The following is a 15,207-nucleotide window of genomic DNA, read 5'->3' on the forward strand; positions in this document are numbered from 1 at the left end:
TTGGGGTCATGGGTCATTAGTCATTACCTCCGATGGGCATGATTCTCTTCCTCTTCCAGCAACAGATTGCCGATGTCGAAGAGAAGCTGGGTGGTGCCCCGGTAACCGATCGTGCAGCGCAGACCATTGCCGAGACGATCGAAGACAGGGAAGCCAAGGCGGAAGAGGGGAATGTGTAAACGGCGGGAAACTGCAGCACCGTTGGAGTTGGTGATCAACAGATCGGATCCAGCAGCCAGTTGTTCAAAGTCTTCCAGGTCACCGATGGTGACGCTCTCTACCGGGAGTTTTTCCAGCAAGGGCGATCGGGTGGTGGTCACTGCCGCCTGCACCTCACAGCCCATGGTCTGGAGCCAGCAGGCGGTGGAGTAGAGCAGATCGGGTTCTAAAGCCAGGGAAACCCGCTTACGCCCGAAATAGAAGTGGGTATCCAGCATGGCGTCCTGGAGTTGTCGCCGCTGATGGCGATACTTCTCTGGCACTGGCACCCCGCTCAGGTCCATCAATCCCTGTAACAGGTCATCCATCACTCCCAGGCCGGTCAGTTGCGGAAAAACTTCGTAGGGAATGTCAAACCGCTCTTCCAGGATCTGGGCCGCCCGCCGCATACTCTCCCCAAAAGCCAGAGTGTAGACGGAACAGCCAATCTGACGCAGTTCAGCCAAGGTCGTGCCCCCGTTGGTGACCGCACTGGGATTGTCGGCCAGATGCCCATCTAAAGAAGCAGCCAGATTAGGAACGACGATCGCCTTAAACCCGAAGGCGGCTGTAATCTCCTGCAGTTCCTGGATATCACCGGGGGTAAAGGCCGAGCTGGCCAGAATCGTGATCTGATCAGGGCGAACCGCTCCGGGCTGGGGTAGTTCTCGCATCATGCTCTCGACAGCTACTGCAAAACCATCCTGCAGGGCTCCCCGGAAATCAGGGGTGGACGCGAACACGATCGGCACATCCACCAATTCTGGATGACGCTGGCGAATGAGTCGGAGAATCCCTTCCATGTCCTCACCCCGGGTCTCCGTTAACCCTGTGGTGCAGAGGCCAATGATCTCCGGCTTTGACTTCTCCAGCAGGGTCAGGATCGCCTGTTCCACATTGTCCTCGCCCCCCAGAATGGTCGCCACCTCTGTCATTGCGGTAGTAGACAAAGGAATAGCCTCCCGGAAGTGACGCACCAGCATAACTTTGGCGAAAGCGGTACACCCCTGCGATCCATGGAAGAGGGGCATCATCCCTTTCAATCCCAGAAATGCCAGGGCCGCTCCCAGGGGCTGACTCTGCTTCAGGGGATTCACTGCAACAGCCTTTTTTGATGTCGTGACGGTAACCATCAGATTTCCTCCGTTTCCCAGGGCGCAGGTTTACGAACTTGGGCCCAGATCGGGCTGTGCAACGCTTCATCCAATTCCCGTGCCATCTCCACCATGCCCACATATCCGGCGTAGGGGTGGTGCCGCTCCTGATTGATATCCAGGAAGGGAATCCGGGCTTTCAGGGCCGTGTACTGATTCCGTCCGCCCGCAATCAGCATGTCTGCTTTGGTCTGGGCAATCACCCGCAACAGTTCCTGGGCGTTCCCTTTGTCCATCATGATGCCGTCTTCCCCCAGCAGACCCCGAATCCGCGCCTTGTCTTCTTCCGTGCTCTTTTTGGTGCTGGTGGCGACGACATGCATCCCCAGATCTTTTGCAGCCGAAATGATGGACCAGCTTTTGACGCCGCCGGTGTAGAGCACGACTCGTTTGCCCCGCAGGCGAGCCCGGTAGGGGGCCAGTTCCCGATCGAGTTTCTCCCGCTCCTCTGCAATCAACACCTCCACCCGATCCTGCAGGCTGCGATCGCCCAGCTTGAGGGCAATGTTCCGCAAGCAACGGTCCATGTCCTCAACCCCATAGAAGGACTCTTCGACATAGGGAGTCCCGTAGCGCTCCTCCATCTTGCGGGCCACATTGATCAGGGCCTTGGAGCAGATCATCACGTTCAGTCTGGCCCGGTGGGCACAGGCCACATCTTTATAGCGGCCATCGCCAGTGATTTTGCCCAGAACTCGAATGCCCAGTTTCTCAAACAGAGGCAGCACTCCCCACATTTCTCCGGCAATGTTGTACTCGCCAATCAGGTTAATGTCGTATGGCGTCGTAAATTCGGGTTCAACGGAGCCAATCACATACTCCAGCAGGGATTCGCCGCCAACTCGGTTGCCCAGATTTTTGCTGCCGATAAACCCAGGAGAGTTGACAGGAATGACTGGGGTGCCGGTTTTCTCTGCGGCCTTCTGACAGACCGCATCCATGTCATCTCCAATCAGGGCTGTGACGCAAGTGGAATACACAAAAATTGCTGCCGGACTGTAGCGCTCATGAATCTCCAGAATGGACTTGTAGAGCCGCTTTTCCCCACCGAAGATGACATCATTTTCTGACAGGTCGGTGGTGAAACCCATTTTGTAGAGCATGGGGCCGGAGGAAAGGCTGCCTCGTCCGCCCCAGGAGTTGCCTGAACAGGCGATCGGTCCATGCACCAGATGGGCTGCATCGGTAATGGGCACCAGGGCGATCATCGCCCCATCGAAAGCACATCCTCCCTGGGCCGCTCCGGGCTGGGCAACCTGGGTGCAAGATTTGTTCTTCTTTTCACCATGCTTTGCGTGGTTGTGCTCGCAGCCGGACTCAGACAGGAGTTCGTTGATTTTACCTTGGGTGAGTTTCATGGCGGTGAGGGTAGGTGTGTAGGAGACGCGATTTATCGCGTCTATGGGATGGAGTCGAGACGCGATAAATCGCGTCTTTACGGTGGGTGGGGCTGGTTCTATTGGGATAAGGAAGGCAGGGTGGGTGTTCTCGGAGTGGTGAGGCCCTCCCTGCCGGTAGGGAGACTAGCAGATGTAATGGTTTACATCTTCCTGGCAGACTTCTGCAAGATAGGTGAGAGCGCGCAGACGCAGGTAAACCAGTTCGTCATAAATCGGATTGAGTTTACAGAGGGGGGGAATGTGATAGGTCCGCCCCAGGAGAGTGATGTTGCGCTCGAAGACACAGTGGCAGGGAATAACCTGACAGATCAGATGGGCCACTTGACGATCGTGAACCTGGATGCCATCTACCCAACGCCGCACGGGAGCAAGGAGGTCGGGCCGGGGGGAATGGGAGATGTGAGTCATGGCAAGATCTCCTGTACTATAGAAAAAGGGGCTGTGAGGCTCCCTGTTCTTAGATGCTGATGGTTGAGGAGCCTGAAGGCACTGAACACTCCGTTTTTGCTGGAATCATGATTTCCCTGTCCAGAATTCGAACCTTGGATGCCATCAGACAATTTCAGAGAGGGCGTAGAGAAACCCTAAACTCTACGCCCTCAGGACTTCTTAGCGAATTAAGTCGTAAGAAATATCGGTTTTTGCCGGTACAATTGTATTGCGATCCAACTCATCCAGAATCGTGTTCACGACCCAGTTGAGGATGTTGATTGTGCCCTGGTAACCGTAGGTGGCATAGCGGTGCAGGTGATGACGATCGAAGATGGGATAGCCAATCCGCACGATCGGGGTCTTGGTGTCCCGCCACAGGTACTTGCCGTAGGAATTGCCGATGAAGAAGTCAACGGGTTCTGTGAACAGCAGGGACCGCAGGTGCCACAGGTCTTTGCCACCCCAGATGGTAGCATTCTGACCAAATGGACTGGTATCCAGTAAAGCCCTTAGCTCGGCTTCGAAGACTTCGTTGCTGTTGCCAACCACGATATGGACGGGTTCCGCACCGACTTCTAACAGGAATTGGGTCAGACCAATCACCAGGTCGGGGTCACCGTACAGGGCCACGCGCTTACCATGTAACCAAGCTTGCGAGTCAGTCAGGGCATCCACTGCGCGACCGCGCTCATCTTCCAATTCCTTGGGAATGGGTTGACCGGTGAGGGCCGACAGCTTGATCAGAAACTCATCCGTACCACGAATACCAACCGGACGCACCACTGAAGTGGGCTGCTTCCACTCTTTCTCAATATATTCGCGGGTCTTGATGGTGGAATAAGCCTGGAAGGAGATTGTCGCTTCGGCGTTAATCGAATCCGCCGCATCTTCCAGCTTGGTCCCACCGGGGTACATGTTGTATTCCCCATTGTTGGGGGAATCCAGGTACTCGGAGTTATCTGCCAACAGGGTATAGTTCACCCCCATCAAATCGGCAATCCGCTTGATTTCCCGCAGGTTACCAATGTAGGTTTCAAACCCAGGAACCAGGTTGATCTTGCCGTTGGTGGTTTCAGCTTTTTTGCCTGCCGTCAGGTTGGTCAAAATCCCCTTCAGCATATTGTCGTAACCCGTAATGTGGGAGCCGACAAAGCTGGGGGTATGGGCATAGGGCACTGGAAATTCCTGGGGAATGGAGCCTTCCTCTTTAGAGGTTTTGATGAAGGCCTGCAGGTCATCCCCAATCACCTCTGCCATGCAGGTGGTGCAAACGGCAATCATCTTGGGCTTATAGAGGTTGTAGCTGGTGGCCAAACCCTCAATCATGTTCTTCAAGCCACCAAAGACAGCAGCATCTTCTGTCATGGAGGAGGAAACGGCTGAGAAGGGCTCTTTAAAGTGACGGGTGAAGTGGCTACGGAAGTAAGCCACACATCCTTGAGAACCATGCACAAAGGGCAGGGTCGCTTCAAATCCAACAGCGGCCAAAATAGCGCCTAAGGGCTGGCAGGCTTTAGCCGGGTTAACGGTCAGGGCTTCGCGGGCAAAGTTCTTTTCCCGGTATTCCCAGGTCTTAGTCCATTCTGCAATCCGGGCCACTTCGTCAGGGCTGTGGCCGCCTTCAAACTGCTTCTTGTTCTCAAAGAGTTCCTGATACTCGTCCTGGTGAAATAGTTCAGCGTGATCTTTGATGTTATCGATGTTGTTCTGAGCCATGATGGGTTCTCCAATGTTTATGAGGGAGTGGGGAATGGAGAGGGCGGGAGAGGGGGAGTACGGAAGCCATTCCATCACCCCAACCCCATCCTTTATGCAGTCGCCTCAGCTTTCCAGGGAGCACCAATCAGGCTCCAGGTGGGGCTGTTCAAAGCTAGATCCATGTCGCGAGCGAAAATAGCGAAACCGTCATACCCGTGGTAAGGACCGGAGTAATCCCAGGAGTGCATCTGACGGAAGGGCAGGGCCATTTTCTGGAAGACGTACTTCTCTTTAATCCCGGAGGCGATCAGGTCAGGCTTCAGGGCCTTGACAAATTCTTCAAACTCGTAGGCCGAAACATCGTCATAGATCAGGGTGCCGTTTTCGACGTAGTGGGTAGTGCGTTTGTAGTCGTCGTTATGACCAAACTCATACCCCGTTCCAATCAGTTGCATCCCCAAATCATGGAAAGCTGGAACGACGTGGCGGGGGCGCAGGCCACCCACCATCAGGGCCACGGTCTTACCTTTCAGACGGGGCAAGAACTTGGCAATGACTTCATCGGTTTGCTTCTGATATTTGGCGATGACTTCTTCCGCTTTCTGCTGGATGGTTTCATCAAATTTAGCGGCGATCGTCCGCAGAGACTCGGCAATCTGCGTCGGGCCAAAGAAGTTGTACTCCAACCAGGGAATCCCGTAGGCTTCTTCCATGTGGCGGCTGATGTAGTTCATGGAGCGATAGCAGTGAACCAGGTTCAGCTTCACGGAGGGGGTGTTGATCATCTCGTGCAGGGTGCCATCTCCAGACCACTGGGCTACCACCCGCAGACCAATTTCTTCCAGGAGGATGCGGCTAGACCAGGCATCTCCACCGATGTTGTAGTCCCCAATAATGGCGACATCATACTCGGTGCCATCAGGGATATTACCTGCTTTCTTTTCCTTGTCATATTGGGGGAAAACCCAGTCCCGCACGGCATCGTTGGCAATGTGGTGACCGAGGGACTGAGACACACCCCGGAAGCCTTCACAACGAACGGGAACAACTGTTTTGCCGATTTCTTTAGCGGATTTCTTAGCGACCGCTTCGATGTCATCCCCAATTAGACCGATGGGGCACTCTGACTGGATGGAAACGCCACGATTGAGGGGGAAGAGTTCCTCCAATTCGGTGATCAATTTGGCCAGTTTCTTGTCACCACCAAAAACGATATCCCGTTCCTGGAAATCAGAGGTGAATTGCATCGTACCGAAGGAATCAATCCCGGTTGTGCCGATGTAGTAGTTACGGCGACCAGACCAGGAGTAGTAACCGCAGCCCACTGGACCATGGCTGATGTGGATCATGTCTTTGATCGGACCCCAGACCACACCCTTGGAACCGGCATAAGCACAGCCGCGAGTGGTCATGGAACCAGGCACAGACTTGATGTTGGACTTTACACCGCAATCAGACTTGCCTTCTTCAAACACATTCAGGTGCTTTTCCCGCTTTTTCTTAGCTTTGTCGGGATAGACTTCCAAAACGTCTTTGATCAGGTCTTTTTTGTCAGCGATCGTGAGTTCGCTCTCCAATGTGGTATCTTCTAGAGCCGCTAATTCGGGAGGTGTCATGATTCTGCCTCTCTGTTGAGTAGGGATGGGAAAGGGGAAGCGGAAAGGGAAAAGGAGCGAGAGATAGGTAGGGCGGAAGGGCGCACCCCACCTATCTCCTCAGGCATTAAGCAACACCAGCGGGGGCTTTGACGCCTTCCTTGATGGCTCTTTCGTACTCTTCTTCGCCACCCAGAATCCCGAATTCGACCAACAGATCTTCCAGCTCATCCATGGAGATGGGCGTGGGGATCGCCAGATCCTTGTTGTCGATGATCTTCTTGGCGAGGGTACGGTACTCTTCAGCCTGTTGGCTATCCGGTGCATACTCGATTACGGTCATGCGGCGCAGTTCTGCATGTTGAACGATGTTGTCGCGGGGAACGAAGTGCAGCATTTGGGTATTGAGCCGCTTGGCCAGAGTTTCGATCAGTTCCAGTTCCCGGTCAACTTTGCGGCTGTTGCAGATCAAACCACCCAGACGTACACCACCGGAGTGAGCATACTTGAGGACACCCCGAGCAATGTTGTTGGCCGCATACATGGCCATCATTTCACCGGAGGTAACGATGTAGATTTCCTGAGCTTTGCCTTCCCGGATGGGCATGGCAAAACCACCGCAAACCACGTCGCCCAATACGTCGTAGGAGACGAAATCGAGATCTTCGTATGCACCATTTTCTTCCAGGAAGTTGATGGCGGTGATGATGCCCCGACCGGCGCAACCGACACCGGGTTCAGGACCACCGGACTCAACGCAACGGACATCGCGATAACCCGTCAACAACACTTCTTCCAGTTCCACATCTTCAACGGCACCGCGCTCGGCTGCCAGGTGCAACACGGTGGTTTGAGCTTTGCTGTGCAGCATCAGACGGGTGGAGTCAGCTTTAGGGTCGCAGCCCACGATCATGACGCGCTGACCGAGTTCGGCCATACCTGCAATGGTGTTCTGGGAGGTGGTGGATTTACCGATACCGCCCTTACCGTAGAACGCAATCTGTCTAATTTGTTCGTCAGTCATGGTCTTAAATTCTCCTAATCAGGTTGATGGATTGAGTTGACGTAACCGTGTGTTCGGGGAAAGTGGTCGAAATCGCTACGACGCGCTGGCGGCGATCGCTCCACCGGAATACAAGGGTTGTGGGTTAGCATTATTTGCAGATAAAAGGTTAGAGATTGACAGCTTCAACAATCAGTTCTGGTAAAACCCGCTGTCTGAGTCGAACTTCGATACCGTCCTTGAGGGTGGCGGTACTGCCAGGACAGTTACCACAGGCTCCTTTCAGGATGACTTTAACGATATTTCCTTCCACATCGAAGAGTTCAATATCACCACCATCGGCAATCAACATCGGTCGCACATCTTCCAGCAAAACCTTCTGAATCAGGTTGACTTTCTGTACAGTCGTCAGGGGAAGGGTGGGGGCGGCTGCCAGTTCTGCTTCTACTCGCCGGGATGTCGCAGCAGTTTCCTGCACCACAGAGGCAATCAGGTCTTCGATATCCGCCAGGCAGGAACCACAGCCTCCACCAGCTTTGACATAGCTAGTGACCTGCTCTACGGTAGTCAGGCTGTTCTCGATGATGACGCGCCGGATGCGAGCATCACTGATGCCAAAACAACTGCAAATCAACGCACCTTCATCTTCTTCGTGGTGTTCAACTTCAATGCCTCGATACTTATAGATCGCTGCTTCCAATGCCTCCTGACCCATCACAGAACAGTGCATCTTGGCTTCAGGCAGTCCCCCCAGGAACTCTGCAATATCCCGGTTGGTAATATTGAGCGCCTGATCCAGGGTTTTGTTTTTGATGATCTCGGTCAGAGCAGAGGAAGAGGCGATCGCGCTGGTGCATCCAAACGTCTGGAACCGGGCATCCAGAATCTTGTCGCTCTGAATCTCGATCTGGAGGTGCAGACGCAGGGCATCACCGCAAGCAATACTGCCCACTTCGCCGTAGACCACGGCAATCCCGGTTTCCTGCGTGTCTGCGATCGCCCCCTGGTTACGGGGGTTATAGAAGTGATCCATTACAGTGTCGGTGTAGTCCCACATGGCGGTGTTCCTGTGTCGATGAGTTAGGGATGGGGAGCCGGTCGCTAGAGACGCGATGAATCGCGTCTTGGTCCTGGTGGCATGAGGATATCGGGGTGGATGGGATCGGAGATGCGATGAATCGCGTCTGTGCGGGACAGCATGGCATCGAGATGGGAGACGCGATTCATCGTGTCTGTACGGGGCGGGGAGCCGGATCAGCGGTTGGCAGCGACGGCCTCCTCTCGTCCCTGCAGCCAACCAGCTTGGTCGCTGTTGAAGGGGGAGAGCGCCCGCAGTCGCTCTACAATGCCAGGCATGACTTCCAGCACTTTGTCGATCTCGGCTGCAGTGGTATAGCGAGAGAGGCTGAAGCGGATGGAGCCATGCAGGATGGTGTAGGGCAGGCCCATGGCCCGCAGCACATGGGAGGGTTCCAGGGAACCAGAGGTGCAGGCAGAGCCGGAGGAGGCACAGATGCCATGCTGGTTCAGCATCAGCAGGATGGCTTCCCCTTCGATGTATTTGAAGCCGATATTGGTGGTATTGGGCAAACGACTCTTGCGATCGCCGTTCACTTGCGTATCCGGAATCTGCTCCAGCAGGGTCTTCTCCAGCCGATCGCGGAACTGTTTCTCCCGCTTCACGGCTTCGGGCAGGTGTTGCAGTTCCAGTTCGGCAGCCTTGCCTAGGCCGATGATGCCAGGGACGTTCTCTGTTCCCGCCCGCCGTCCCCGTTCCTGATGACCACCCAACAGAAAGGGGCGGAATCGGAAGCCCCGCCGGATATAGAGGGCACCAATGCCCTTGGGGGCATGCAGTTTGTGGCCGGAGAGGGTGAGCAGATCGATCGTGCTCGTTTTCATATTCAGGGGAATCTTGCCCACAGCCTGCACCGCATCGACGTGGAAGATGGCACCGGCATCTTTGACGCGCAGGCCGATCTGTTCGATCGGGAAGACGGTTCCGGTTTCGTTGTTGGCGTACATGGTGGTGACCAAGGCCGTGTCCCCGGTGAGGGAGGCTTCCAATTCCACCAAGTCGAGCTGACCCCGGTTATCCACAGAGAGGTAGGCTACTCGATAGCCCTGCTTCTCTAACTGCTTGCACACATTCAGCACTGCTGGATGTTCAACTTCCGTGGTAATGATGTGCCGCTTCTCCGGTTGGGCGGCCAGGGCAGCCCGGATAGCCGTATTGTTGCCCTCAGTGCCACAACTGGTGAAAACGATTTCGGAGTCTTCCGCTCCCAATAAGGCAGCAACCTGCTCCCTAGCCTGTTTCACCGCTTTACCAACCTGACCGCCGAAGCTATGCATGGAAGAGGGATTGCCGTAGAACTCCGTCAGGTAGGGCAGCATGGCTTGCACAACTTCCGGGTCTACTTTCGTGGTGGCATTGTTGTCTAAGTAAATCGGAGTCATACTTCCACTCCTGCGTGGGTCTGACGAGCGGGAATGCCGCTGGTCTGGGTATAATCAGTGGTCCATTGCTGCCAGTAGTTGGCTTGCTTCAAGGCTCTGAGGCGGGAAATGCGCCGGTTGTAGGTGGTAAACCAGGACTCCCAGTAGGAGCCCTCACTCCCAACCAATTCCCGCGCCTCTCCTTGTGGTAGGGGGGACTCACGGCTATCGAAATACATCATGGTTAGCCTCCCTGCTTTGGCATGAATTCGTCGTAGAACTGGCGGGCCACTTTCTCAATCACGTCGTAGGCTTCGACCACCTGCAGCCCCGCTTCTCTCAACTCTGCCTTCGGACATTCGCCTACTTTGGAAACCAGCACAGCTTTGCAATCTGAAATCGCTTTGACGATGTGTTCCAGGGTGGCATCTTCGCCGTAGCCGCCCTGGCAGTAGTGATCGATCTTGCGGTGACCCACAAATTTGGCTTCGTTCGCATCCACTTCAAAAATTTGGAATTCCTTGGCATGGCCAAAGTGCTGGTTCACAATCCCACCACCTTTGGTCGCCACAGCCACCAGAATCTTGGGGCTATTTTTCACCCGCTCACTGGGCCGCACTCTGGCCTTCGCCAACTTGATCTCTTCCTTGAAGTGCTCAATTCCGGCATGGACTTCCTGACGCAGGTCCAGATCATATTGGGGAGCCATCTCCATAAACTTGTCCTTGGTGAACTCCTGGCTCCGGTCTTCACCCAGCAGACCCACGGCGTCAGCCCGACATTGACGGCAGTGGCGCATCATCTTCATGTTGCTGTCGGCACACTCATCCTGCAGCTTCTTGAGTTCCGTCGGAGTCGGTCCCCGCTGACCGGTCAGGCCAAAGTGAGTACCATGCTCTGGAGCCGAAATCAGGGGCATGATGTTGTGCAGGAAGGCCCCTTTCTCCCGAATCACCCGATCGACTTCCGCCAGGTGCCCATCATTAATACCCGGAATCATCACCGAGTTGACTTTGCAAAGGATGTCAGCTTCTCTGAGAGCCTGCAGCCCTTCCATTTGCCGTTCATGCAGAATGCGGGCAGCTTCCAGCCCTTTATACCGACGCCGCCGATAGTGAACCCAGGGATAAATTTGGGTCCCAATTTCGGGATCCACCATATTAATAGTGATCGTGACGTGATCCACATTGAGTTGCTTAATCCGATCGACATAATCCGGCAACATCAAGCCATTAGTGGAGAGGCATAACTTGATATCGGGAGCCTTGTCCGCAATCAACTCAAAGGTGCGGAAGGTTTTTTCCGGGTTCGCCAAGGGGTCGCCAGGGCCAGCGATACCCAGCACTGTCATTTGAGGAATCTTACCGGCAATCACCAGTACCTTATGGGCGGCTTCTTCCGGGGTCAGCAGTTCACTGACTACACCAGGACGGCTCTCGTTGGCACAGTCATACTTGCGGTTGCAATAGTTGCACTGAATGTTGCAGGCTGGAGCCACGGCAACGTGCATGCGGGCATAGTGATGATGGGCTTCTTCGCTGTAGCAGGGGTGCTTGGCAATTCGGTCCAGCATCTTCTGGTCCATAGCCGGCACTGCACTGGCATTCGTGCTGCATCCACAATTACTGGCAGAGGGCGCAGGGGTGGATGGGATATCGGTCTGGGGGGCGGTGGGTGCTGTGGTGGGGGGTGTCATCGAATCTCTCAAGGGGGTCGGGTGGGCAACTGCCGCTGTGGGAAATGTGATCGCTCCTACCAACCTCCTCTCGATCGCGTCGCGGCGATAACCCGGTGGATAACGGCGACTGCGTTGGCTTTACACCTGGCGGTGCAATTGCCCTGTTTAGGGAAATGCGCCGCGATCGATCTTGAGGTCTTGGTGCTGTCTCATCGCTCCACTCACTTCGTTGCATCTGGAAGCTTGGAATTCTCAGATGGCTCAGTGAAGTGCCTGGCGTTATCAGGTTTATAGCAACCACCCTCCGACCCCCCTGGTCGGCACAGACCGATTGGAATTATTGAAATATTAATGATGTACTCAACCCCTTAATCCCAGTTCTGTAGCGGTTTTAAACTTTAATTTGGGGTGAGGGATGAGTATTTATGAACAGGGGTACGAGTATTTACGAGCCCGGGGGGCTGTTATTTTTGTACTCAGGCAGATACAAGAATAGAAGAGGGTTTCATGGATTTTTTACCCTGTTTCTTACCCTCATTTTGAGTACTCAAATAACAGTCGAACCCAGGCTGATCAACAAAAAAAACAGCTCTGTTTTCGACTCAAAAAACTTATTCTGTATCTAACGTATCACTTTCAGTTCTTTCGCCCTAAAAAAAGTCATATTTTCTTAAAAATCTGAGTTGCCTCAGTCCATCTTCTAAAACCAGTGCAGGAGCGGAGAGTCAGGAAAAAGCCTGGAAAATTATGGCAAAATTCCTCAAAAGCCTCACCAATTCAAGCATTTCATCATTCGAATCGTATCTTTGAATACTATTCTATTTAAACAGTATTAATGAATACGATTTATTGCTTCTCGAAGCAGATTTGAGTCCAGGATTGTAATCTCAAAAACCATGGCTAATCAGCCTCAAAATCAATTCTGGCAAGGATTTTGATTGAGTACACGAATACCAACTCCCCTCCCCCTTAAATACAGAGACCTGGATCTAAAAACACCAGTCCCCCATCCCAAAAAAATCTTTAAATCCTACACAGTGCCTCGCTTTTTAGCTCTGAGTACAACATTAATAGGTTTAATAAACTCCGATCCGTACCGCCTTAAAACTACGAATGCAAGGCACCTGTTATAAGCAAAAAAACATCGCCTTGAAGCCAGAATCACCTATGCCATCGCCCTGTCACCTGTTATCCCCCAAGTCGGATTCCTCCCCTCCCCGACTCTCCCGCTCACCTTCGCCATCGCCTCCGATGCGTCGATCGCGAGTCAGCACCCTCTTCCAGCTCCCACTGATTGAGGATTTTCGTATCATCTTCGAGCGCGATCCGGCGGCCCGAAACTGGCTGGAGGTGCTGTGCTGCTACCCCGGTTTCCACGCCCTCATCAGCCATCGGCTGGCCCATTGGCTGCATCGACGGGGTGTCCCCTTCTTTCCCCGGCTCATCTCCCACCTGACCCGGTTTTTGACCGGGATAGAGATCCACCCAGGAGCGACGATCGGCAAAGGGGTTTTTATTGACCATGGCATGGGGGTGGTGATTGGTGAAACGGCGATCGTGGGCGACTACACCCTGATTTACCAGGGGGTGACTTTAGGAGGCACTGGCAAAGAAACCGGTAAGCGCCATCCCACCATTGGCAGTCATGTGGTAATTGGTGCCGGAGCGAAAATACTGGGCAATATTCTCATTGGCGATCGAGCCCGAGTGGGAGCCGGTTCCATCGTCCTGCGCTCCGTTCCCGCCGGTTGTACCGCCGTGGGAGTGCCGGGACGGATTATCTGCCGCACCGAAGATTGTCCCCTGGAAGAGGACAAATTACCGGATGCAGAAGCCATCGCGATGCGGGCTGTCATCGATCGGATTGAGGAATTGGAACAGGAACTGCAGCGTTTGAAAGTTCGAATTGGGGCTCAATGTGCTCGTCCATGACGGAGATCGCTGATTTAGCAAAAGTTACACCCATAGAACCCCCACTCCCACACACCCTTAAGAGGACAACACCATGGAAACTCTCTTGACTGCTCTCGTACTCTCAGTTGTGACAATAGCATTTCACAAAATTATGCTGGCCTGGATCAGCATGGATGTAGCAAAACCCCCCAGCGCACCCAGAGCAAAACTGTAGCAACTTAGCTGCAACTTAACCGTGAATGTAGGATGAGGCCCCGTCCTCATTGTCAGGAGGCAGTAACCCAAAGGGAGAATGGACAGGATGCAGCAGATTCAAATCAACGACACCACCTTGCGAGATGGCGAACAGGCCGCTGGCGTAGCTTTCAATCTGGAAGAAAAAGTCGCGATCGCCGCGTTTCTGGATGCCATTGGCGTTCAGGAATTGGAAGTGGGTATCCCGGCTATGGGTCGGGAAGAAGTTCGAGCCATTCGGGCGATCGGAGATCTGGGCCTGAAGGCACAGCTCCTGGGCTGGAATCGGGCCAATCTGGAGGATATTCGGGCCTCCATCAGTTGTGGATTGCACCGGGTGCACATCTCAATTCCAGTCTCAGAAATTCAGATCGCCGCCAAATTCCAGGGGCAGTGGCAGGTCATGCTGGCCCGCCTGCGGGACACGATTCACTTTGCCGTGGATCAGGGCCTGTCTGTCTCCGTAGGGGGTGAAGACTCCTCCAGAGCCGATGACCTATTTTTACTCGATGTGGCCTCCTATGCCGAAACCTGGGGTGCTTTCCGCTTCCGCTTTTGTGACACCGTAGGCATTCTCGACCCTCTGACTACCTTTGACAAAGTGCGTCGGTTGGTGCAGACCCTCTGTATTCCGGTGGAGATGCACACCCACAATGACCTGGGCATGGCGACAGCCAATGCACTGGCCGGTATTCGGGCCGGGGCTCGTTCTGTCAATACAACCGTGAATGGACTGGGGGAACGGGCTGGTAATGCGGCTCTGGAGGAGGTGGTGATGGCCCTGAAACGCATTTACGGCATTCAGTCTGGCATTGACACCAAACGCTTGCTGGAACTCTCTCGCCTGGTAGCCCGGGCCTCCAATTGTCCAGTCCCCCCCTGGAAAGCGGTGGTGGGGGAAAACACCTTTGCCCATGAGTCTGGGATTCATGCCCATGGTGTGATGCAAAATCCCACCACCTACGAACCCTTCGACCCGGCTGAGGTCGGTTGGGAACGGCGACTGGTGATTGGCAAACATTCCGGTCGCCATCTGGTAATGACCGTGTTGCAACAGCATGGCATTATCTTGAGCCCGGAGGAAACCCAATCTGTGTTGCAGGCTGTGCGCGATCGGTCCACTCAGGTCAAGCGCAGTCTGACCACAGAGGAGTTGTTAAGTTTAGTCCCCCCCACGAGGTACTCCTATGCAAGTTGATGAACTGGAAATGGATCTTCCCCCCTATTTCGATATCGGTGAAAAGGTTCGAACCCGCAAGTTGATTCGCAATGATGGCACCTTTCCGGGCCAGGATATTGGAGCCACCCTCGTAAAAAAGGGGGAAACTGGCTACGTCATTAGCATTGGAACTTTTCTGCAAACATCTTACATCTACGCCGTCCATTTCCTGGAAACCGGTCGGATTGTAGGTTGCCGCAGAAAAGAACTGGAAGAATGTTGAGTGTTCTTCAGCCACTCTCA

14 protein-coding genes are annotated in these 15,207 nt (G+C 54.1%); 4 read left to right on the forward strand and 10 right to left on the reverse strand.

Annotated elements, in window-relative coordinates; all coding sequences use genetic code 11:
• Nucleotides 1-23: 23 nt before the first annotated feature.
• From nifN to nifB, 10 genes are all read right to left on the reverse strand, one after another.
• Entirely contained in the window at nt 24-1,331 is a 1,308-nt protein-coding gene (gene nifN, locus BST81_RS19755; protein WP_075600235.1) for a nitrogenase iron-molybdenum cofactor biosynthesis protein NifN, read from the reverse strand.
• On the reverse strand, nt 1,331-2,710 hold the full coding sequence (gene nifE, locus BST81_RS19760; protein ID WP_075600236.1) for a nitrogenase iron-molybdenum cofactor biosynthesis protein NifE: 1,380 nt from the start codon (nt 2,708-2,710) through the stop codon (nt 1,331-1,333). Before nifE ends, nifN begins: the two co-directional genes overlap by 1 nt.
• Nucleotides 2,711-2,875: 165 nt before the next feature.
• Complete coding sequence (locus tag BST81_RS19765; RefSeq protein ID WP_075600237.1) at nt 2,876-3,160, reverse strand: Mo-dependent nitrogenase C-terminal domain-containing protein; 285 nt, start codon at nt 3,158-3,160, stop codon at nt 2,876-2,878.
• A 201-nt stretch (nt 3,161-3,361) separates the two neighbouring features.
• Nucleotides 3,362-4,900 (reverse strand): nitrogenase molybdenum-iron protein subunit beta, encoded by a 1,539-nt coding sequence (gene nifK, locus BST81_RS19770; RefSeq protein WP_075600238.1) that lies wholly within the window; start codon nt 4,898-4,900, stop codon nt 3,362-3,364.
• A gap of 92 nt (nt 4,901-4,992) precedes the next feature.
• Entirely contained in the window at nt 4,993-6,498 is a 1,506-nt protein-coding gene (gene nifD / locus BST81_RS19775; RefSeq protein ID WP_075600239.1) for a nitrogenase molybdenum-iron protein alpha chain, read from the reverse strand.
• 106 nt (nt 6,499-6,604) lie between these two features.
• A complete protein-coding gene (gene nifH, locus BST81_RS19780; protein ID WP_075600240.1) occupies nt 6,605-7,501 on the reverse strand; it encodes a nitrogenase iron protein in 897 nt (298 codons plus the stop codon).
• Nucleotides 7,502-7,649: 148 nt separating this feature from the next.
• On the reverse strand, nt 7,650-8,537 hold the full coding sequence (gene nifU, locus BST81_RS19785) for a Fe-S cluster assembly protein NifU (RefSeq protein ID WP_075600241.1): 888 nt from the start codon (nt 8,535-8,537) through the stop codon (nt 7,650-7,652).
• Nucleotides 8,538-8,734: 197 nt separating this feature from the next.
• Nucleotides 8,735-9,940 (reverse strand): cysteine desulfurase NifS, encoded by a 1,206-nt coding sequence (gene nifS, locus BST81_RS19790; RefSeq protein WP_075600242.1) that lies wholly within the window; start codon nt 9,938-9,940, stop codon nt 8,735-8,737.
• Complete coding sequence (locus BST81_RS19795; RefSeq protein WP_075600243.1) at nt 9,937-10,161, reverse strand: hypothetical protein; 225 nt, start codon at nt 10,159-10,161, stop codon at nt 9,937-9,939. The genes nifS and BST81_RS19795 overlap by 4 nt, the downstream gene beginning before the upstream one ends.
• A 2-nt stretch (nt 10,162-10,163) precedes the next feature.
• Nucleotides 10,164-11,504, reverse strand: coding sequence for a nitrogenase cofactor biosynthesis protein NifB (gene nifB, locus BST81_RS19800; protein ID WP_253188392.1), 1,341 nt, complete (start codon nt 11,502-11,504; stop codon nt 10,164-10,166).
• Between the two features lie 22 nt (nt 11,505-11,526).
• On the opposite strand from nifB, the gene BST81_RS28185 reads away from it, so the two are divergent.
• From BST81_RS28185 to BST81_RS19815, 4 genes are all read left to right on the forward strand, one after another.
• Complete coding sequence (locus BST81_RS28185; RefSeq protein ID WP_171974805.1) at nt 11,527-11,706, forward strand: hypothetical protein; 180 nt, start codon at nt 11,527-11,529, stop codon at nt 11,704-11,706.
• Between the two features lie 1,142 nt (nt 11,707-12,848).
• A complete protein-coding gene (cysE, locus tag BST81_RS19805) occupies nt 12,849-13,529 on the forward strand; it encodes a serine O-acetyltransferase (RefSeq protein WP_075600245.1) in 681 nt (226 codons plus the stop codon).
• A gap of 283 nt (nt 13,530-13,812) precedes the next feature.
• Nucleotides 13,813-14,943 carry a homocitrate synthase gene (gene nifV, locus BST81_RS19810; protein ID WP_075600246.1) on the forward strand — a complete coding sequence of 377 codons (1,131 nt, stop codon included), beginning with the start codon at nt 13,813-13,815 and terminating at the stop codon, nt 14,941-14,943.
• A complete protein-coding gene (locus BST81_RS19815; protein ID WP_075600247.1) occupies nt 14,933-15,187 on the forward strand; it encodes a nitrogen fixation protein NifZ in 255 nt (84 codons plus the stop codon). The genes nifV and BST81_RS19815 overlap by 11 nt, the downstream gene beginning before the upstream one ends.
• Nucleotides 15,188-15,207: the final 20 nt, after the last annotated feature.

The sequence above is a fragment of the Leptolyngbya sp. 'hensonii' genome, assembly GCF_001939115.1.
Taxonomy (GTDB): Bacteria; Cyanobacteriota; Cyanobacteriia.